This window comes from Streptomyces sp. NPDC107500, from assembly GCF_055582785.1.
Window position 1 is genome coordinate 474755 of the sequence record NZ_JBVJPF010000008.1, and the last position, 18707, is coordinate 493461.

At 66.9% G+C, this 18707-nt stretch carries 16 protein-coding genes and 2 pseudogenes; 10 read left to right on the forward strand and 8 right to left on the reverse strand.

What is annotated here, in order from left to right; all coding sequences use genetic code 11:
* Positions 1–3: 3 nt before the first annotated feature.
* Positions 4–1218, reverse strand: a complete 1215-nt coding sequence (locus tag ACZ67M_RS31395) for a M91 family zinc metallopeptidase (protein WP_469853745.1) — start codon at positions 1216–1218, stop codon at positions 4–6.
* Between the two features lie 147 nt (positions 1219–1365).
* On the opposite strand from ACZ67M_RS31395, the gene ACZ67M_RS31400 reads away from it, so the two are divergent.
* The 4 genes from ACZ67M_RS31400 (at position 1366) to ACZ67M_RS31415 (ending at position 4531) form a co-directional block, all read left to right on the forward strand.
* Positions 1366–2643, forward strand: a complete 1278-nt coding sequence (locus ACZ67M_RS31400; RefSeq protein WP_469853746.1) for a lanthionine synthetase LanC family protein — start codon at positions 1366–1368, stop codon at positions 2641–2643.
* A gap of 84 nt (positions 2644–2727) precedes the next feature.
* Positions 2728–3597, forward strand: a complete 870-nt coding sequence (locus ACZ67M_RS31405) for an AraC family transcriptional regulator (RefSeq protein WP_469853747.1) — start codon at positions 2728–2730, stop codon at positions 3595–3597.
* 97 nt (positions 3598–3694) lie between these two features.
* Entirely contained in the window at positions 3695–3964 is a 270-nt protein-coding gene (locus tag ACZ67M_RS31410; protein ID WP_361366481.1) for a DUF1905 domain-containing protein, read from the forward strand.
* Between the two features lie 117 nt (positions 3965–4081).
* Positions 4082–4531, forward strand: a complete 450-nt coding sequence (locus ACZ67M_RS31415) for a DUF6234 family protein (RefSeq protein ID WP_469853748.1) — start codon at positions 4082–4084, stop codon at positions 4529–4531.
* A gap of 33 nt (positions 4532–4564) precedes the next feature.
* Here ACZ67M_RS31415 and ACZ67M_RS31420 read toward each other — a convergent pair whose 3' ends face one another.
* The 3 genes from ACZ67M_RS31420 to ACZ67M_RS31430 all read right to left on the reverse strand — a co-directional run bounded on the left by ACZ67M_RS31420 (position 4565) and on the right by ACZ67M_RS31430 (position 7300).
* Positions 4565–4885, reverse strand: a complete 321-nt coding sequence (locus ACZ67M_RS31420; protein WP_385801070.1) for a GYD domain-containing protein — start codon at positions 4883–4885, stop codon at positions 4565–4567.
* Between the two features lie 54 nt (positions 4886–4939).
* A complete protein-coding gene (locus ACZ67M_RS31425) occupies positions 4940–6325 on the reverse strand; it encodes an FAD-binding oxidoreductase (RefSeq protein ID WP_469853749.1) in 1386 nt (461 codons plus the stop codon).
* A 216-nt stretch (positions 6326–6541) separates the two neighbouring features.
* Entirely contained in the window at positions 6542–7300 is a 759-nt protein-coding gene (locus tag ACZ67M_RS31430) for a GntR family transcriptional regulator (RefSeq protein WP_469853750.1), read from the reverse strand.
* 210 nt (positions 7301–7510) lie between these two features.
* On the opposite strand from ACZ67M_RS31430, the gene ACZ67M_RS31435 reads away from it, so the two are divergent.
* Both ACZ67M_RS31435 and ACZ67M_RS31440 read left to right on the forward strand, forming a co-directional pair.
* Positions 7511–7948 (forward strand): ATP-binding protein, encoded by a 438-nt coding sequence (locus ACZ67M_RS31435; RefSeq protein WP_469853751.1) that lies wholly within the window; start codon positions 7511–7513, stop codon positions 7946–7948.
* 638 nt (positions 7949–8586) lie between these two features.
* Positions 8587–9749, forward strand: a protein-coding gene (locus tag ACZ67M_RS31440; RefSeq protein WP_469853752.1) for an IS3 family transposase whose coding sequence is annotated in 2 segments (ribosomal slippage) — positions 8587–8871 and positions 8874–9749 — 1161 coding nt in all. Because the reading frame shifts where the segments join, the coding sequence is not laid out codon by codon here.
* Between the two features lie 373 nt (positions 9750–10122).
* On the opposite strand, the gene ACZ67M_RS31445 is transcribed toward ACZ67M_RS31440, so the two are convergent.
* Positions 10123–10374 (reverse strand): hypothetical protein, encoded by a 252-nt coding sequence (locus ACZ67M_RS31445; RefSeq protein ID WP_469853753.1) that lies wholly within the window; start codon positions 10372–10374, stop codon positions 10123–10125.
* 1489 nt (positions 10375–11863) lie between these two features.
* Here ACZ67M_RS31445 and ACZ67M_RS31450 point away from each other — a divergent pair.
* The gene (locus tag ACZ67M_RS31450) at positions 11864–13453 is read left to right on the forward strand and encodes a tetratricopeptide repeat protein (protein ID WP_469853754.1); all 1590 of its coding nucleotides are present in this window, start codon (positions 11864–11866) and stop codon (positions 13451–13453) included.
* A 323-nt stretch (positions 13454–13776) separates the two neighbouring features.
* Positions 13777–14091: a hypothetical protein gene (locus ACZ67M_RS31455; protein WP_469853755.1), complete on the forward strand. Its 315-nt coding sequence runs from the start codon at positions 13777–13779 to the stop codon at positions 14089–14091.
* A gap of 346 nt (positions 14092–14437) precedes the next feature.
* Here the strand turns inward: ACZ67M_RS31455 and ACZ67M_RS31460 are convergent, their stop codons facing one another.
* Complete coding sequence (locus ACZ67M_RS31460) at positions 14438–16609, reverse strand: tetratricopeptide repeat protein (protein ID WP_469853756.1); 2172 nt, start codon at positions 16607–16609, stop codon at positions 14438–14440.
* Positions 16610–16692: 83 nt separating this feature from the next.
* Positions 16693–17106: a hypothetical protein gene (locus tag ACZ67M_RS31465; RefSeq protein ID WP_469853757.1), complete on the reverse strand. Its 414-nt coding sequence runs from the start codon at positions 17104–17106 to the stop codon at positions 16693–16695.
* Between the two features lie 147 nt (positions 17107–17253).
* Here ACZ67M_RS31465 and ACZ67M_RS31470 point away from each other — a divergent pair.
* Both ACZ67M_RS31470 and ACZ67M_RS31475 read left to right on the forward strand, forming a co-directional pair.
* Positions 17254–17388: pseudogene (locus ACZ67M_RS31470) on the forward strand (helix-turn-helix domain-containing protein); the annotation flags it as partial.
* An 82-nt stretch (positions 17389–17470) separates the two neighbouring features.
* The gene (locus ACZ67M_RS31475; protein ID WP_469853758.1) at positions 17471–17593 is read left to right on the forward strand and encodes a hypothetical protein; all 123 of its coding nucleotides are present in this window, start codon (positions 17471–17473) and stop codon (positions 17591–17593) included.
* A 40-nt stretch (positions 17594–17633) separates the two neighbouring features.
* On the opposite strand, the pseudogene ACZ67M_RS31480 reads toward ACZ67M_RS31475, so the two are convergent.
* Positions 17634–18686, reverse strand: a pseudogene (locus tag ACZ67M_RS31480) (DUF1152 domain-containing protein).
* Positions 18687–18707 lie beyond the last annotated feature (21 nt).

Consider the following 18707-nt stretch of genomic DNA (forward strand, 5'->3'; position numbering starts at 1 on the left):
CGGCTACGTGTACCCGCCCCGCCGGGGGAGATTGTGCTCATCTCTGAGCATCTCCTCCGTGACCATGCCGAGGTTCTTCGTCCGGTGCAGCCTGGCCGACGACTCGGTGCCGGACACGGTCGCCTTCTCCTCCTCCTGGTCCTCCCTGGTGCCGAGGTCCGCGACGTTGATGCCGTGCTTGTTGTGCTGGGCGTGGATCAGCTCATGCCCGTAGACCGCGAAGACGGGGGTATGGGACTCGCCGTCCTTGGCGACCTCGCTGTCCCTGAACTTGTGCGGCACGGAAACGGTGCTGGTGGAGCCGGTGTTGGGCTTCTGCGCGCTCTCCGCGAGAGCCGACGGTCGGTCGTCCGCGTCCGCCTGCGCCGCGAGATCGGTCTTCCCGATCATCTTGACGACCTCGGGGTGATACGGCACGACCTTCACCGTGGGCTTCGTGGAAGCGGAGTCCGAGGCCAGATCGGACACCAGGCCGCGGCCGTGCTGCCTGGAGAGCAACCGGGCGTGACTGGAGAGCATCTCGGTGTCGAACCCCTCCAGGGCCGCCGGGTTGGGGTCGTCTCCGGCAGGGAGCGGCTTCGTCGACGTCGCGATCCCCCGCCCGCTCGCGACCCGCGACCAGGTGTCGGAGAGTTTCTGGGCGCCCTCGGTGTCTCCCGCGGCGAGGTCCATCCCGACGGGCCGCAGCCCGGAGGTCTTCCGCAGGATCCTGACGTACGAGAAGTGCCGCTGCTGGATCTCGTCCAGCAGCGCCTTCAGCCCGCGGTTCCTCGCGTTGTCGGCCTTCCCGGCGGGATCGCCACGGAACTGGCCGTAGATCATGTGCTCGGCCGTGTCCAGGACGGTTCCGAGCTCGTCACAGAGCTTCTGCTTGTCTGCGAGGGATTTGAACGACCAACGGAACGACTCGGCCTGAGCGATCAGCTTGTCCGCCGACGCGAGTGCCTCTTTCGCGAAGTCGTGGAGGTGCTGGACCTCGGGATCCGCGGCGTCCACGGCCGCACTCGCCGCGGGTGCGCGCTGCACCACCGCGAGGGACGGGGCGACGCCGGTGTGCCGCTGTTCTCCGACCGCGCGAGCCACCGCGTCGTTGCCCGCAGCGTGCCCCAACGCGAGCAGCCCCTCGGCCCGCCGGCCCACCGGAGGCACCCGCCGGGCTTCGGCCTCCTGCCCAAGGCCCGCCTTGTCGACCTGCCCCGGCCCCTTCTGCGCCCGCACGTCACTCCCGCGATAGCTGCTACGAACCTGAATTCCAGCGCCGGATCGAGGACGGGCACCAGGGCCGCGAGGGCAGGCCTGGGGGCAGTATCGAGGCCGTCCTCCGACGATCGGTAGTCGGCGGTCGGAGGGTGCGAGACTGGCGCCATGACGGCACCTGGGGCCACGGCCGTGGCGGTCGACGAACTCGAGGAACTCGCGGTGGACGCGCTGCGATGGCTGATCGGTGCGGCACGGGAGGCGCCCGGAGGCGGCCTTACCTGGCCCGACCGCCCCTCGGACGCCGAATCCGAGCCGATGCTCTACAACGGTACGGCCGGCAACATCCCCGTACTCCTGGAGGCGTGGCGCCACTTCGGCGACGACGCGTACGCCGACACCGCCCTGCGCGCGGCCCGGTCCCTCGCCCGCTCCGTGGACGACATCGAGGACGACTCCCTCTACTTCGGCCGCACCGGACTGGCGCTCGTCCTGCGGACCGTGCGGGAGCAGCTCGGCGACGAGGCGTCCGGCACGGCGGCCGACCGCGCGCTGGAACTGGTGCGGACCCGCTTCGACGGGACCCGCTGGGGCGCGCTCTTCGAGCTGATGGGCGGCAACGCGGGCATCGGCCTCGGCGCCCTGCTCGCCGGTGACGCCGACCTGGCCGTCCTGGCCATGGAGCCGTACCTGCGCACCGCGGAGCCCACGCCCGACGGCGTCCAGTGGGCCCACCGCCCGGACACTGAGGCTCGCTTGCACCACGTCTCCCACGGCAGCCTCGGCATCGCCCTGGCGCTGGCCCGGGTGGGCGCGGACACCGGCCGCGCGGACCTGACGGAGCTGGCGCTGGCCGGTGCGGCGGACTTCGTGGCCCGTGACGAAGCGGGCCCGGAGGACCCGGACGGCTTCCTCGTCCGCCACTCCACACCCCAGTTCCTCCCCGACCTGATCGAGCCCTTCAGCTACGGCTGGTGCCACGGCCCCGCCGGCGACGCCCAGGCCTTCCGGCTGCTGCGGGACGTCACCGGCGATCCCGCCTGGTCCGCCCTCGCCGACCGCTGCTGGCACACGGTCACCCACTCCGGCCTGCCCCGGCGGCTGCGCCCCGGCTTCTGGGACAACAACGGCCGCTGCTGCGGCACCGCGGGCGTCCTCGCCCTGGCCTGCGACCGCATCGCCGAGCGGCTCGACCCGTACGCCCCGGACGGCTTCGCCCACCTCCTCGCGACGGACCTGGCCGCACACGCGACCCGGGACGAGGACGGCGCCCGCTGGTCCAACGTCGAGCACCGCGCCACCCCGAGCACGCTGGAACCCCGCGTCGGCTGGGCCATGGGCAACGCGGGCATCGTCCGCGAGCTCCTGCGCTTCGTACGCCTGGCCCGCGGCGGCGACCCGCGCTACGCCTTCACGTGGCCCGACCAGCCCGCCGTACCCGCGTGAGCCGGGCCCCCGATCGCACCGGACCACAACGATCGGGCGCCGCGGGGCCGCCCCTGCCACGGTTGACGCAGGAAGGGAGGCCCCGTGATCTCGGCACTGAACAGACTCATCGACCTCGTCGAGGAGCACCTCACCGAGGAGCTGGACGTACCCGCGCTGGCCGGAACGCTCGGCACGACCGAGTACCACCTGCGCCGGATGTTCTCGTCGCTGGCGGGCATGCCGCTGTCGGAGTACGTGCGCCGGCGCCGCATGACGGTCGCCGCCGCCGACGTCGTACGGGGCGAGGACGACCTGCTGAGCATCGCCGTGCGCCACGGATACGGCTCGACGGAGGCGTTCGGGCGCGCGTTCCGGTCCGTGCACGGCGCCGCCCCGCGCGAGGTACGCCGTGCCGGAGGCCCCCTTCAGTCACAACCGCAGCTCAGGTTCCGCCTGACCGTCGAAGGGAGTACTCCTATGGACACCCGTTTCGCCGACCGCCCCGCGTTCCGCCTGATCGGACACGCGACCCGCGTCCCCCTCATCCACGAGGGCGTCAACCCGCACATCCAGGAGCACATCGCGGCCCTCCCCCCGCAGGAGCACGCCCGCCTGAAGTCCCTGAGCGACACCGACCCTGCGGGCCTCCTCCAGGTCTGCGACGACCTCGCCCCCGACAGCGCGGAGGGCACCGACCTGACCTACCTGCACGGTGTCGCGGTCACCCGGGACACACCGGCCCCCGACGACCTCGACGCCATCGAGGTCCCGGCGGGCATGTGGGCGGTCTTCCGCACCTCGGGCCCCCACCCGGAAGCCCTCCAGACCGCCTGGGCGGCGACGGCGACCGAGTGGTTCCCCTCCAACCCGTGGCGCCTGCGCCCCGGCCCGTCGCTCGTGGCCGTCCTGTCCCGCACGGACGACTTCACCACGGCGACGTGCGAGCTGTGGCTCCCGGTGGAACCGGCGTAGCCACCATCCGCCCGGCCACCGATGAGTTCGGTGGCCGGGCTCGGTCCTACCCCTGACGACGGACGCACGAAGACCTCCCGAACAGGCGGTACGGACGATGGACGCACAATTCACCGCGACCCTGCGGAAGAGCCCCGCCAAAGGCGGCTGGACCTACGTGGTCTGGCCCGAGTCGGCCGCATTCTTCGGCACCCACGGCCTGGTGAAGGTCCGCGGCACGATCGACGGCCACCCCTTCCAGAGCTCCTTCATGGCCCTGGGCGACGGCACCCACAAACTGCCGGTGAAGGCGGAGGTGCGGAAGGCGATCGGGAAGGGGGAGGGGGATGTGGTGACGGTGCGGCTGGTGGAGCGGGTGGGAACGTGACGTAGTGGTTCCAGGTGGGGTGCGGACCGGCCCGGCGGGGGTTCGGCTCGGCCACGACTCGGTCTCGGCGTGGTGAACCGTGGCGCGGTGCGCGACGGGACGCGCGAGCGTGTGACCATGCGATTCGAGCCGAGTTCGCACGTACCGCGCCCACCGGGGGAAGGCGGCCGCACCGAACGGCCTTCGGACACGAAGGGGGACGGGTTCGCGGGAGGCTGCATAAGCCTGATACTGCTGCTCGTCGAAATCCCGATCGGGCTCCTGCTCGGGCTGACCGCGGCCCTGAGCGGCTTGCGCCCTCCGGGCGAGCCGGCCAAGGCACTCCCGATGGACTGGGCTCCCATCCTCCTCTTCGGCGGGTTCACCGTGACCGTGCTTGTGATCGGCGTGCTCTTCGTGCGCTCGGCGCATCCGTTCGCGGGAACGGTCCAGTTGCTCGTGGCAGCCATGGCCTTGGTCGCCACGATCGCCGCTTGGCACGACCAGTACGAGCGCGCACACCCGTCTCCCCCACCGCCGAAGTCCGGTATGCCACACGCTCCTCCGCACCCCGTGACCGACCTGTAGGACCAGCGTCGGCGCCCCGGGGGCGCAGGGCGTTCAGGCGCCGGGAGCGCGGAAGGCGACCTGGCGGCGGGCGGCCTCGTCGATCTCGTCGAGGGTGAGGAGGGGGGTGGCCCGGGTGTGGAGGGCACCGCTGGCCTTCACGGTGAGGCTGACGGCGGCCATGGAGATCGGGTCGGGGAAGTCGACGATGATCACGACGTCGCTCTCCCCGAAGGCGAAGTACATGGCCTCGACCCGCCCGCCGAGGCCGGTGACGACCTGCTCGACCGCGGCGCGACGACCGCTGGCGCCTTCCTTGAGCAGCCCCTTCGTGCCCTCGTGCGTGTAGGTGGCCTGGATGAGGTACTTGGGCATGGTCGGCCTCCTGCGCCTCGCTGGTGCCGGCGCGCGAACGGCACGGCCCGGTGGTCACTGCCGCTGGGCCGGCCTGATGTTCTGGTTGGCGTGCAGGATGTTGTCCGGGTCGTAGGTCCGCTTGACCTGTGCGAGCCGGTCGTAGTGGTCCCGATAGGTGGCTCGGACCCGCTCCTGGCCCTCGCCCGTCCCCATGAAGTTCACGTACGAGCCGCCCATGGAGTACGGGTGCAGCTCCTCCCAGTAGTCGACGCACCATTGCCTGATGGCCTCGGCGTTGGCCGGGTCGGGGTCGACGCCGGCCAGGACGCCGGACCAGACGGCGTCACGGTAGCTCCACGCGGTGTCGTCCGGGCCCACCCGGTGGGCGGCCCCGTCGACGGGGTAGAGGTGCATCAGCGAGAGCGGGGTGGGGAGGTTCTCGCCGTACTTGAGGTGTACGTCCATGGCGGCGTCCGGGATGCGGTCGAAGAAGTCGCCGCGCCAGTACCACTGGTACCCGGAGGGGATCACGTCGTCGAGCATGCCCTGCAACGCGGGGTAGGGCATCGGTGCCGCGAAGTGGAAGGCCGGCGGTCCGGGCTCCCGCACGGCCGTGAGCGTCTCTTCGAAGCGGCTCGGATCACCGGTGTAGCACCACACGACGCCGCACATCTTCCGCCCGTGGATCTCCTCGGGGAACGGTGGGCCGGGCGGGATGACGAAGAGCGAGAAGAATCCGTACACGTCCTCGGGCGCCTGCGGGAGGAAGTCGCGGTACCACGCCAGCACTTCGCGGGTGCGATCGACCGGCCACACGGTGATCGCGCCTCCGACCGTGTCCACCGGGTGGAGCCGGTAGGTGAAGGAGGTCACGATGCCGAAGTTGCCGCCGCCACCGCGCAGGGCCCAGAACAGGTCCGGATGTTCGCTCTCACTCGCGGTGACGAAGCTGCCGTCGGCCAGCACGACGTCTGCGGCCAGCAGGTTGTCCACGGTCAGGCCGTACTTGCGGGTGAGGTAGCCGTGACCGCCGCCGAGCGTCAGCCCTCCGACTCCGGTCATCGAGATGATGCCGGTGGGGGTGGCCAGCCCGAAGGCGTGGGTGGCGTGGTCGAGGTCGCTGAGCCGGCTTCCGCCGCCGGCCTGGGCGGTCCTGGCGACGAGGTCGACGCGTACTCCGCGCATCGGCGAGAGGTCGATGGTGACGCCGCCGTCCACCAGACAGAGGCCGGGTCCGCTGTGTCCGCCACCCCGGACGGCGACCTCCAGTCCGGCGTCACGGACAAAGGTGAGCGCGGACATGACATCAGCGGCATCCCGGCACGGCACGATGGCGGCGGGACGCCTGTCGATCATCGCGTTGTAGACCCTGCGGGCCTGGGAGTACTCAGCGTCCTTCGGACCGATGACGGGCCCGCGCAGGGCGGTCTGCATCGCTTCCAGCGTTGCACTCTGCATGACGTTCTCCTTGGAGGAGGCGAGGGCACCCCGCCGTCCCACCCGGCCTCCGCCTGTCCAGTCGGAGCACCGGCCGCCGATTGCCCATCCGGCCGCCGAAAGGCTGACGTTTCCAGCGTCCCGCCGATTACCAAGCCCTGCAATTCCCAGGGAGCACCAAGGCATGCGAATGCCCCTCCCCCGCGCAGGTGAGGGGCTCGCCAGGGCCGCACGGGCTCACGCGTCGAAGTCGTACTCCAGGATGTACGAAGCGGCGTCCAGGGTCATCTCGTTGACCTCGACCGCGCGGCCGTCGTCCGTGAACGCGGTACGGCAGACAAGGATGACCGGAGTACCCGGGGAGATCTCCAACTGGGCCGCCTCGTCCTTCGACGGCATGCGTGAGCGGACCTCTTCACGGAAGTGCACCGGCTCGTGGCCGAGTTCGGCGAGCCTGGCGTACGTCCCGCCCGGTCCGGTGTCCTCCTCGGTGATCCGGGATCCGGCAACCAGTGACATGGGGAGGTAGCTCGTCGCGAGCAGGACCGGCTTGTCGTCGAGGACGAAGCGCCTGCGCCTCACGCATGCCGAGTCCTCGTCGGCCAGATTCAGGACCGCGCCGACGCGTTCCGGCGGCGCTTCCTCGGACACCGAGATCCGGTCGACCTCAAGTGCGCGGTCCTCGACGTCTGCCGACCAGACGGAGCGACCATTCCCCCACTGGTCGCGGGCCAGTCGGTCGATGCCCCGACGTCGGATGGGGCGGAACTCGCGGACGAAGACACCGGCGCCCTTGCGGGCCTCGGCGAGGCCTTCGTCCCGGAGGACACTCAGGGCCTGCCGAGCCGTCATGCGGGCCACGCCGTACGTGTCCATGAGGTCGTTCTCGCCCGGGAGCCGATCGCCGGGACCGTACTCGCCCGCTTCGATCGCCTCGCGCAGGGAGTCCGCGATGCGCTGGTACTTGGGCCGACGGTCGTCGTCGGTCTTGGCCATCCCGGGACCCTCCTCGCTCGCCTCTCTAGACACCTTAGGCCACGGGTTGGGTGGGCGCTCGCTGCGTGTAGTCGTATGCGCCTCGTCGGGATGACAATCCAGCGCTTCGCTTGACATCTCTAGAGAGGTGGCTTCAGCCTCAATCCTGAGATGTCTAGAGAGGTCTCGTGGCCGTCATGAAGGCGATGACAGTGGGGGAAGTGAGTGCGGATGTTCTTCTTGATCGATCGGTATCCCTGTGAAGAGTCACCACGGCTCGGGATGATGGCATTGCCGCCGACTCCGGAGTCCGTCCCCCGAGCCCGTCGCTGGTTCCGGAGGTTCATCGCCGCATACGAACCACGCTGCCCGATCGACGACTGCGTGCTGATGCTCTCGGAACTCGTGACCAACGCGATTCTCTACGGGAGTACGGAGTACGCGTGGCTCGTACGGGTCGAGTGGTTCCGTGACGGGACCTCCCTGCGCGTAGAGGTGCACAACCCGGGCCTTCCGGCGAACGTACGCCTCCGCCGGCCGGATGCAGGCGACGCCCATGGGCGAGGGCTGCTCCTGGTCGACGCCATCGCCGCGTCCTGGCACTCCGGCCCCAGCCGCCTCGGAGGAACGGCCGTCACCTTCGTGATGGCCGAGGCCTGGCCCCCGTAAAAAGAGCAGCGGACAGACGTCCTCGATGGCGGGGCTTCCACCAGAAGGGGGCCAACTGGCTTTGCGTCGAACCCCGGTAGGCACCTCTGTCAGCGCCCCATCAGTGAGTCCACGCACCCGTAGCCGCGACGACATGCACCTGGCACCATGCCGACATGAGCCCGACATCAGCGCTGGCGCAGCAGACCCTGGCCGAACGCGGCTTCCGCGGATTCGTGCCATTCCGTGAGCTGCCCGACAGCGACGTCCCACCGGTCACGGAATCTACGTGGTGATCCGCCGGGACACCCGGCCTCCGTCGTTCCTCACCGCCAGCCCTGCCGGGCACCTCAAAGGCCGCAACCCGTCCGTCACGGCCGACAGACTCAGCGCCGCCTGGGTGGACGGGGCGACGGTCGTGTACATCGGCAAGGCCGCGGGACGGGACGGTCTGAGACAGCGCCTCGCCGAATACCGCCGCCACGGCGCCGGTCTACTGTCCGGCCACTGGGGTGGTCGCTACATCTGGCAGCTGGCCGACTCGGACGCGCTGCTCGTCGCCTGGCAACCGATGGCCGGGGAGGACGCGGCGGGTCTGCCGCACGATCGGGTGACATCTGAACTGGCTTGCCCTGTGGGTGGGTGGGAAGGATGTCGCTGTGCCCAAGCCTTATCCGGAAGAGTTCCGTAAGGACGTCGTGCGGGTCGCGAGGAACCGCGGGCCGGGTGTGACGGTCGAGCAGGTGGCCACCGACTTCGGGGTGCATCCGATGACGTTGTGGAAGTGGATGCGTCGCGCGGATATCGACGACGGGAGCAAGCCCGGGACGACCAGCCAGGAGAGCGCCGAGCTTCGGGAAGCTCGGCGGCGGATCAAGCTGCTGGAGCAGGAGAACGAGGTTCTGCGGCGGGCCGCGGCCTATCTGTCGCAGGCGCATCTGCCGGGAAAAGGATCTACCCGCTCGTGAAGGAGCTGGCCGGGGACGGGGTGCCCGTCACGGTTGCGTGCCGGGTGCTGAAGCTCGCCAGACAGCCCTACTACCGCTGGCTGGACCAGCCGGTGACCGATGCCGTGCTGGAGGAGGCGTTTCGCGCGAACGCGCTGTTCGACGCGCACCGTGACGACCCGGAGTTCGGCTACCGCTTCCTGGCCGACGAAGCGCGCGGCGCCGGAGAGGTGATGGCGGACCGGACTGCATGGCGGATCTGCCGGGACAACCGCTGGTGGAGCGCGTTCGGCAAGAAGCGCGGCAAGGGCAGGAACGCCGGCCCGCCGGTGCACGACGACCTGGTCCGCCGTGACTTCACCGCAGCCTGTGCGAACCGGCTGTGGCTCGCCGACATCACCGAGCACGCCACCGGGGACGGCAAGCTCTATCTCTGTGCGATCAAAGACGCCTTCAGCAACAGGATCGTGGGCTACTCCATCGGCGAGCGGATGAAGTCTCGCCTGGCCGTGACCGCCCTGGACAACGCCGTGGCCCGGCGTGGAGACGTCGACGGCTGCATTCTGCACAGCGACCGCGGATCGCAGTTCCGCTCCCGGAAGTTCGTCCGGGCCCTCGACCGGCACCGGATGGCCGGATCGATAGGGAGAGTCGGAGCCGCCGGCGACAACGCGGCCATGGAGTCCTTCTTCAGCCTGCTGCATAAGAACGTCCTCGACCGCCGTGTCTGGGCCACCCGCGCAGAACTCCGGACCGCGATCGTGACCTGGATCGAGCGGACCTACCACCGACGCCGCAGACAAGCCTCACTCGGCCGGCTGACCCCCATCGAATTCGAGACCGTCATGACCACGCTGGCCCTGCAGGCCGCGTGACCGAACCTGTCACCCGAACTTGCACCAGACCCGCTCGATCTGGTGCGTTTGTGGTGCAGCGGCGTTGTCAGCGCTCGCCCGTACCCTACGAAGCGTTGGGTCGGTCTGCTGCCGTTCTACGGAGCGCGATCAAGGGGGTGGCTCAGAAGGGGTCCCCCGAGCCACGTCGGTCCGGGACTTCGTGAAGCTCCGACACCACCCTGACGTGCACGCTTTCCAAGTCTGTTGGTGGGGCGGTGGGCGTCGTACGCGGCCGTTCACCTGGGTTCATGGGTGGCCCGATCGCGGCCCGTCTCTGCGTCTAGGCCTCGTCTGAACGGCCGTGAACGGAGCTGAATGAGACGGAAACTGAGACGGTCTGGGATACAGAGTCTTACTCGATGACGTCGGCCCGCCCTCGCACCTGGTCGTCCAGCTTGCCTTCCTCGAGGTCGCTCAACGCGGTCGCGTACCCGGCCATGACCGCCTCGTGTATGACGTCGTGGAGGTCGACCGGGATCGTGCTGAAGACGCCGGAGCAGATGTTCGCGGCTGCGTCGTGCGCGGCTTGGTAATGCGCTTCGCGGATGCCGACGTCCAAGGCGTTGACGAGGCTTCGTAGGTCTTCCTTATTGTCTTCGCTCACGTCGCCGTCACTACCCTCGTGCAGAGGTCAAGAACCATGCGTGGGCCTCAGCCGAAGACAGTCAGCCACAGCGGCGGGGCAGCCGGCTGACAGGGCGCGCGTCTGTCCCCCTGCACCATTCCCCGGTGTCAGCCACGCTGCCATGCTGTCGACCAGAGCAAGCCGCGACAGCGGACGCCCGATCGCTATCCTCTGCCGTGCACGTGAGCCAAGGTGCCATGCGCGTGGGTCAGCCGGAACGTTGATCACTGAAGATTGCTCCTGCCATCGTTAATCAGCGCAGGAGAAGACTCCAACGAGAGTGCCTGTCAGAGCAGTCGCGAGAGTGAGAACCGCAGTGAACGCAGCGGCAGCTCGCGTCAGAGCAGCCGGGTAAGTGGCACCGTCCAAGCGGGCGAGCTTGCCCGTCCCTGCGGCGGCCAGCAGCGCGAGGACAACCACCAGCGCAGCGGTGAACAGGACAATGACGAGAGCGGGCACGACAAGCTCCTTGCAGTCGGTGAGGTGCTGACGTGCTCGAAGGTCGCGGAAGAGAGGTTCGCCAGGGCGTGATCGGACGATGATGAACACCGGCGAACACACCAACTCGGGGGTTGGATAGGTGCAGGACGAGCAGGAGGACCGGGACCGTGCCGCGGCGCTCATCGCGCTACGCAAGAGACTGAGCGACGGGCTGGCCCGCGTACGTCTGACCAAGACCCAACTCGCTGCCCAGGCAGGATTGAGCCGCACGACCGTGCAACTGGCCTTTCAATCAGATGCCCCTATCCCACCCTCGGCCGAGACGGTCGCAGCCCTGGCCCGCGTACTGCGCCTTCCGGACAACGAACTGCTGGCCCTGCGGCGGACCGCTGCCGGAGACAGCGCCCCAGTCCGTGCACAGGGTCAGGGGCCGGGCAAGATGATTAGCGAGTGGAACCCTCACGATTTGGAGGTCCACCCCGCCGGCCCGGCCGTCCGCGGACACGCGATTGGTGGCATGCGGGAGCGAGTAATGCCCGGCTACGTGTTCCGAGCCCATGACCGCGTCCTGGCAGAGATAGTGCAGGAGGCCGCTCAGGGCCAAAGCCGGATGGTGGTCCTGGTCGGATCGTCCTCGACTGGCAAAACCAGGTCTTGCTGGGAAGCCGTCCAACCACTCGCTAAAGAGAGATGGCGGTTGTGGCACCCCTTTGACCCGACACGAGCCGAGGCCATACTCGACGGTCTCGAACATGTAATGCCCCGCACAGTGGTATGGCTCAACGAGGCACAGCACTACCTCGGCCACCCCCGAATGGGCGAGCGAGTCGCGGCTGCTATCCATGCCCTACTCACCCAACCCGGACGCGGACCAGTGTTGGTTTTGGGCACCCTCTGGCCCAACTTCGCCAACGAGTACGCAACCCCGCCAACATCTGGCAAGGAAGATCCACACAGCCGAACGCGGGAACTGCTCGCTGGACGGACCCTAACCGTCCCAGAAGCCTTCGACCAGGAAGCGCTGCGCATGGCATCCATCCTCGCCAAAGGCGGCGACAGGCTGCTGGCCGAAGCCCTCACTCGAGCCACGAACGGGCGGGTCACGCAGGACCTTGCTGGCGCCCCCGAATTGCTGCACCGCTACGCGAACGCCACCGCGGCGGCCAAGGCCGTGCTGAATGCGGCGATGGACGCACGCCGCCTCGGGGCGAAGCTGCATTTCCCGCAAGCCTTCCTCATTGACGCAGCTGTCGACTACCTCAGTGATCAGGACTTCGACGAGCTCACCGAGGACTGGGCGCAATCGGTGTTTGCGGACCTCACTCGCCTTGTGCATGGCAAGCAGGCGCCACTGCGGCGCACCGGCGATCGCCCGAAGCGTCGGCCTCCTGCTAGCCCGAGGCGATCCACTGTCCGTGTCCCAGAAGCGGCGACGATGTTCCGACTCGCCGACTATCTCGAACAGCACGGCCGCAACACCCGCCAGGCCCAGTGCCCGCCAGCCTCGTTCTGGCACGCTGCGTACACCCACCTCACCGACCCCGATATTCTCTGCAGAATTGCCGATGAAGCCCAGTCCCGACATCGCTTGCAGTGGGCCCATTATCTCTATCATCGGGCTGCCGACGCCGGCAGCAAAGACGCTTTCTGCAGCCTGGCGTGGATACGCGAGAACTCCGGGGATCACAATGCTGCCGAGGAGTTGGCTCGGCAGGCCGGCAGGATCGGCGACGCTCGCGCCCTGATCGAATTCGGGTGGTCAAGGGAGCTGTCTGGGGACGATGACAGCGCCGAAGCCTTATATCAACAGGCCTTCGCCAGTGGTGACGTCCGCGGCTTGACCAGCCTGGCTTTGATGCGACAGAAGGTTGGGGACCACGACGGCGCCGAGACACTGGCCCGGCAAGCCACCGAAGCCGGCGACACCTATGCCCTTGCCCATCTGGCAACCATGCGGGAGATGTCCGGGGACTACGAGAGCGCCCAGGCACTTCGCGAGGAACATGGGATTCAGGACGAACGCGAAGCCTTTACCCGGAGTGCGTCCGGGCTTGCCGTTGTCTGGAGCCTCCTGAGGCTGCTTGCGAAATCCGGTGATCTTGATGTGGCCGAGCCCCACGCCTGGGAGGCTGCCGCAGCAGGCGAGGATCAGATCTTGGTCGATTTGGTGTCGATACAGACGGAGTCCGGGGACTATGACGTCGCAAGCGCCCTCGCGCTGCGGGCCGCCGACGCGGGCTACGCCAGGCCTCTGCTCAAGCTGGCGCAGATGCGGGAAGAGGCCGGGGACCACGCCAGTGCTGAAGCCCTCTACTGGCACGCCGCCAGCGCCGGTAAGGCATATGCCCTGGCTGAACTGGCGCGGTTACGGCGGGAGTCCGGCGACCTCGACAGCGCGCGAGCCCTCGCCCTGCGGGCCGCGGACGCGGGCTACGCCAGCCCCTTGGTCGAATTGGCACGGATGCAGGAAGAGGCCGGGGACCACGATGACGCCGAATCCCTGTACCGGCACGCCACCGACGCGGGTGAAGACGGGGAGTTTCTTAGCGGGCATCTTAGAGACCGCTGGCCCTATGGGCTGGATCCGGACGGCACGCCAACACCCCCCTGGTCCTGATCGGACCTCGCCACGCGGTCCGATAGACTGCAGTGAGTATGTCAATGTGGTGAGCGAGTGAGCATGCGCCTGACCCAGTGAGACTGGGCCCGGCCTTCGATCACGGCAGTATCACAGGCCAGCGGGTTGATCACGCTGCGCTCCCAGAATTCGAGCCTGCGACACCCGCTTTAGGAGTTCGATACTCCTTGGCACTGCCAGGGAGCCGCCTCACCCCGCCGGCCGTGCAGGACCGCCCAGGAGTGCTGGCGTCCGGGGTCGTTGATGTCACCTATGGATGTCAGAACGGTGCAACCACGTGCGCTCGCTGGCACGATGCTCCTGTGGTTGACCTGGAGCGCATCAAGGCGAAGAGCGTGGCGTACTTCCGATCCCTTGATGAGGGGTCCACCCTGCGACACCACTTCCGCCACGCCGACGAGGACGGCGGCTTGTGGTACTTCGAGGCAGTCTCCGACCGTGGTGAGTTGATCGCCATCAAGCAGGCCGAGCTGACTCCGGCTGGCCGACTCCACCGGTACAGCTGGGAGCACCTGGAGGACGAGCACGGCTTCCTGATAGACCAGGCGCTCGCCCCGGAAGAAGACCCGCTGGAAGCCATCCCGGCCGAAGAGTTCCAGCGTGTGTGGGCTCAGTGACCGGAGTGGACAACCACTGCAGGAGAGAGGCTGGGTGATCTGCGGGCTGAACTGCTGCTTCACCGGCCTAGGAAGAGAGCGGGTGCTCGACCGCAGGAGCACTGGTGTTGACCGTGGCTGACCCCTGCATCTGGCACGGTTGTGGCACGAACCTCAGCCGACGACAGTCAGCCACGATGGCGGGCGCGCCGACCGGTCAGGCGCGCGTGTGTCTCGCTTCACCCCCACCGGCCTTAACCACGCTGCCAGTGCTGTCGACCGAGACAAACCACGAAGGCCGACGCATACTAACCGCGCTTGAGTCCTCAACTTGTGAAGCCGCGATCGCCTGAAGCCTGTAGGGGACTTACCTCTCTGTCGACTTTCGGAGATCGGCAAGATCTTCTCGAGCTAGCTTGACATGGGGGTGAGAATTACCTAACACTTTTTCTGCCTGGGCGAGGTAATCTTCATAAACGGAGATCGCCCGCTCCGGATCCCTGATCTCCCCATACGCATATGCAAGATTGCTTTGAATTATGAGAGTGTAAGGGTCTTCTTCGCCCAGCGATCTCACGGCCAGGGCGAGCACTTCTTGCAGCATTGTAAGTGCTGTTGCAACGTCACCCTCTTTCATGTACGCGCATGCTAGGTTGGTCCGAGCGATGAGTGCATCCGTGTGGGTGACCCCCAGTACGCGATCGGCATGAGCGACGACTTCTTCATAAAGAGGGATGGCACGCTTCCGGTCGCCGATTGCTTCATAGGCGCCGGCGAGGTTATTCCGCGTGTTCAAGGTGTCCGGGTGGAATTGCCCCAGGGATTTCACGGTTTGCCTTAGCGTCTCTTCATAAAGAGCGACTGATCGGCGAAGATCGCCACTCTCCTGGTAAGCGTAAGCGAGGTTGTTGCGCACTGCCAGCGTGTCGCGATGCGTCTTCCCCAAATCCCTCTCGCGCCGAGAAAGGCTAGCTTCATAAAGTGGGATTGATTTATTCGTATCTCCGCACATCGTGTAAGCGTATGCCAGGTTGTTGTAGACAGATAGAGTAGTGGGGTGGTCTTCCCCCAGTACTTGCTCACACGCAGTCCTGCTGCTTTCCCAGATGGATATTGCGTCAGCCAATTTCCCAGCAGCTACGTAAGTACCAGCGAGGTTATTGCAGGCTGTCAAGGTGCCCGGATCGGCTTCGCCCATCTCTTGCGTGAGTCGATTTCGCACGATTTCCCAAAGCGGTATGGCGCGAGAATTCTGCTTGCATTCGTGGAAATAGTCACCGAAATCACAAAAGAGATAAATTAAGGTTGCAGATTTGTGGCTAGGTGGCGTATTTTCGGCGAGGGCTACTACGTGTGGAGCCAGGGAATCCCATGTAGGGTTACTCACGGCCTCGGTGAACTCTGAAGAATTTGCGGCTTCAGTCAAAATCCACTCAGCTTCTGTGAGCCCAAAAGGCACTTCGTCTTCGCAAGATTGAATCATGACGCGTTGACGCAGCACGGTCTGCAGAAGCCGATGAACGCTCACGGTCTGCTGGTTTAAATAAACCATGCTATAAGCGCGCAGGATGCCCAGAGCCTCATCTAGCTCAATGGCGTCAGGGGTGAGGGGTGTTAGCAGGGTACGCGTACACTGATCTGGGGCGATCCAGGCTAGGGTATGCAGAATGGTTACTGCCAACTCATTGCGGGCGGCGATGGCCTCCAGGGTTAGGTCCCAAATGCGGGCGATGGTCCGCTCAGGATCGATGCCATCGGCGGCTCTGTCTAGCATTAGCCCGAGCCGTTGGCGGTAGGTGACAAAATCAATGCCAGTTTGGTATAGGTACGCGCCAGCCTGTTCTAGAGCCAACGGCAGGTACCCCAGGTCTGCGGCTAGGTCTCCCGCTTCTTGCCGCTGTTGGTCTGTAGGAGGCTGGCCGCCCAGGGCCAGAGTGCAGAGCAGCTCAACCGAGGCATCCGGAGCGAGGACATCTAGAGGAAAGGTAGGCGCAATGCTGTGCCATCCGACGGCTATACGGCTGGTGGCCAGGTGATGTCCGCCGTTTAGAGTGCCCAAGTATGGGCGCAGGTGCTCAGGTTTTTCGACGTTGTCGTAGACGAGCAGCCAATCAGGGTGCCACTGCAACCAGGTGATCGCCCAGTTCGTGCGCTGATCCGGTTGAGCGGTGGCCGCCCACTGTGGATGCAGTCGGACTGCCAGGGCTGCTAGGGAGGCGTCGATCTGTTCGGGAGAGGCGGCAGTGATCCACCACACCAGGCTGTAACTGCCACGGTAGCGATGGGCGTAGTGCAGGGCCAAGGTACTCTTGCCGATTCCGCCCAGGCCGTGCACGGCCTGGGCCTGGGTAACGGCTGCTTCACCTTGCCGAGCTAGAGCCACACGCAGTCGCTCCAACTCCATGCTCCGGCCCACGAACACGCCGTGGGCCGGACTTGGCAGATAGCCAGCGCCCAGCGGCACCTGGATATCCTTGGCTGCCTGCACCTCCGCAGCAGACAACACCACCTGGTGAACCTGGTTGTTGTCGCCGGTCACTGCGATGTTGATACTCCGCCCAGCGATTGACCGTTCACCCGAGGCGGCGGTCTGCCCTGGCTCCCTCGATGGCGATGCTGCGTTCACTTGGTGACCTGGTTGTGATCACCGGTCACCACGACGTCGATGCGCTGGGCGGCGACTGCCCGTGTCCCGGATGCGGTGTTGGTCACTGGCCCGACAGTGGGTAGCAAGGCGGTCACCTGTTGCAACAATTCGTCCTCCCGCAGCGCCCGCTTGATCTGTTGGCGCAGTGCAGCGGCAGCGTCCTCGTCCTCCAAGGCAGCTGCGGCCTCCTGCACGGCCTCCTCGAACGCAGCCTGTTCTGGCTCGTCGCGGCGGCGCCACAGCAGATGCAAAATACGGCGCCCGACATTGGCCGTGGCATCTACCGCCGCACTCTCCGTCCTGACCAGCACCGCGCCCCCGTATGCAGCCAGCGCTGCTGAGAGGTACGGCCAGGCCTGCTGCACCACCGGTACGATCTCGGTACTCATCTCCGCCTCACCTCGCCCCTTTCCCCCGCGTCGCGGTTGACTCAGTGTATGGATTCGCTAACCGCTTGTGGGTGGAGTCTTCAAAGCCCGCCTCCAAGGCCCGTCATCTCGAAGCATTGATGGCGGTACGCCGCCCGGACGCAGCGGTATCACGCGGTGATGGAGGTCGCCGCAGGGGTTCCGGTCACTCAAGTCGCCGCCCGGTATGGGGTGTCGAGGCAGTCGGTGCACTCCTGGGTGCGCAAGTACAAGCAGTCGGATTTGCCGGGGCTGACGGACCGGTCGCACCGGCCGGACTCGTGTCCGCACCGGACAGCGCGTCCAGCTCGGCCGCGGCTATGCCCACCAGGTCGTCACCGTCCACTTGGACGAGACATCGATCCGGGTCTTCCACGGCCAGGATCTGATCACCACCGTCCCGCGTGTCACCAGGAAGGAGGTGGTGGTCCGCAAGTCCGGCGAACACAACCGCCGGAAGATCGTCTAGGGAAGACGTCAAGCATCACCCGACGCCAACCTGTCAATCATCAGCTGGGACTCGACACTTCGTCTGCGATGCGCCACAGCGGCGCCTCGTACTGCTTCGGGCGGCTGGCAATGAGGAGCTGACGCAACTCGTCGCGCTGTGCACCACGGAGACTCAGGGCTTCGGTGACGCGGCGAAACGTTGTGTGGGTGGCCCCGCGGGTCCGTGCTTCGGCCTCGAACTGGTCTAGTTGCCGACGGATCGTGGCCGGGTCCAGATTCGTCGGCTGCTGCTCGTCGAGCCAGAGGGCCTTGTTGCGCTCATAGTCGATCTCTGAGTACCCGCAGACCTCGCGGCTTTACGCCTCAGCTTCCTCCAGGTCGATAGTGGACATGATGGCTCGGGCCAACCGGTTGCGGCTCAGAGCGTCGTCCAAGTCGACTTCGTGCACGGCCGGGCTCTCGTCCGTGAGTAGTACGGGAAGTCCCGCGTCTCGGATTTCGCATGTGCCGCGTACGCCTCGGGCCGTCGCCGCGAGGAGGCCCGTTGCTTCGGACGGGTGCCACTCAAGGACAGTGCTAACGGCGGTCGTGTCCTCCGCAGTGAGGGCGTGGACAACGGGGCCCAGCGCGCCGGTCATAGCCTCCGGCGGGAGTTCGCCGTCCAGACCCGGCCCTGCTACGAGGAGCCGCACAGGTTCGTTCAACTGGCAGCAAGCCGCCAGCGTCAGCGCGTCGGCCAGCGAGCTCTTCAGCGCCGGCTCGTCGCCCTGCGCGAGGATGTCTCCGCCCACGTCCAAGAGATCGATTGATGCCGGCTGTACGTGGTCAACGAGTGATTCGAGGTGTCGGGTAAGGCCGACGGCCCCCTGGTGTGGGTCGAGCAGTGCGAAGGTGGCCGGGAGCTCCGCTGCGAGTCTGGGGAGGGTGGAGCCTGCGGGTTCGATCGGGCGGGCCTGCGCCCGCACGGACCAGACGTCTGGCGTGAGACGTTCTAGGCCGGTGAAGTCAGCGGGGCGCCGCGGGCCCGGTAGGGGGTCGATCAGGAGGCGGTCCCACGCGTAGGTAAGGATCACCGCCTGGTCCTCGTCACCGTAGGGAGTGGCGTGAAGCATGGCGGCGGCGACTGCGTCGCC

Excerpts from the sequence above, each read along its gene's own strand:
- ACZ67M_RS31400 (WP_469853746.1), top strand. The coding sequence starts at position 1,366 with ATGACGGCACCTGGGGCCACGGCCGTGGCGGTCGACGAACTCGAGGAA.
- ACZ67M_RS31410 (WP_361366481.1), top strand. The coding sequence starts at position 3,695 with ATGGACGCACAATTCACCGCGACCCTGCGGAAGAGCCCCGCCAAAGGC.
- ACZ67M_RS31415 (WP_469853748.1), top strand. The coding sequence starts at position 4,082 with ATGCGATTCGAGCCGAGTTCGCACGTACCGCGCCCACCGGGGGAAGGC.
- ACZ67M_RS31420 (WP_385801070.1), bottom strand. The coding sequence starts at position 4,885 with ATGCCCAAGTACCTCATCCAGGCCACCTACACGCACGAGGGCACGAAG.
- ACZ67M_RS31425 (WP_469853749.1), bottom strand. The coding sequence starts at position 6,325 with ATGCAGAGTGCAACGCTGGAAGCGATGCAGACCGCCCTGCGCGGGCCC.
- ACZ67M_RS31430 (WP_469853750.1), bottom strand. The coding sequence starts at position 7,300 with ATGGCCAAGACCGACGACGACCGTCGGCCCAAGTACCAGCGCATCGCG.
- ACZ67M_RS31435 (WP_469853751.1), top strand. The coding sequence starts at position 7,511 with ATGTTCTTCTTGATCGATCGGTATCCCTGTGAAGAGTCACCACGGCTC.
- ACZ67M_RS31450 (WP_469853754.1), top strand. The coding sequence starts at position 11,864 with ATGGCATCCATCCTCGCCAAAGGCGGCGACAGGCTGCTGGCCGAAGCC.
- ACZ67M_RS31465 (WP_469853757.1), bottom strand. The coding sequence starts at position 17,106 with ATGAGTACCGAGATCGTACCGGTGGTGCAGCAGGCCTGGCCGTACCTC.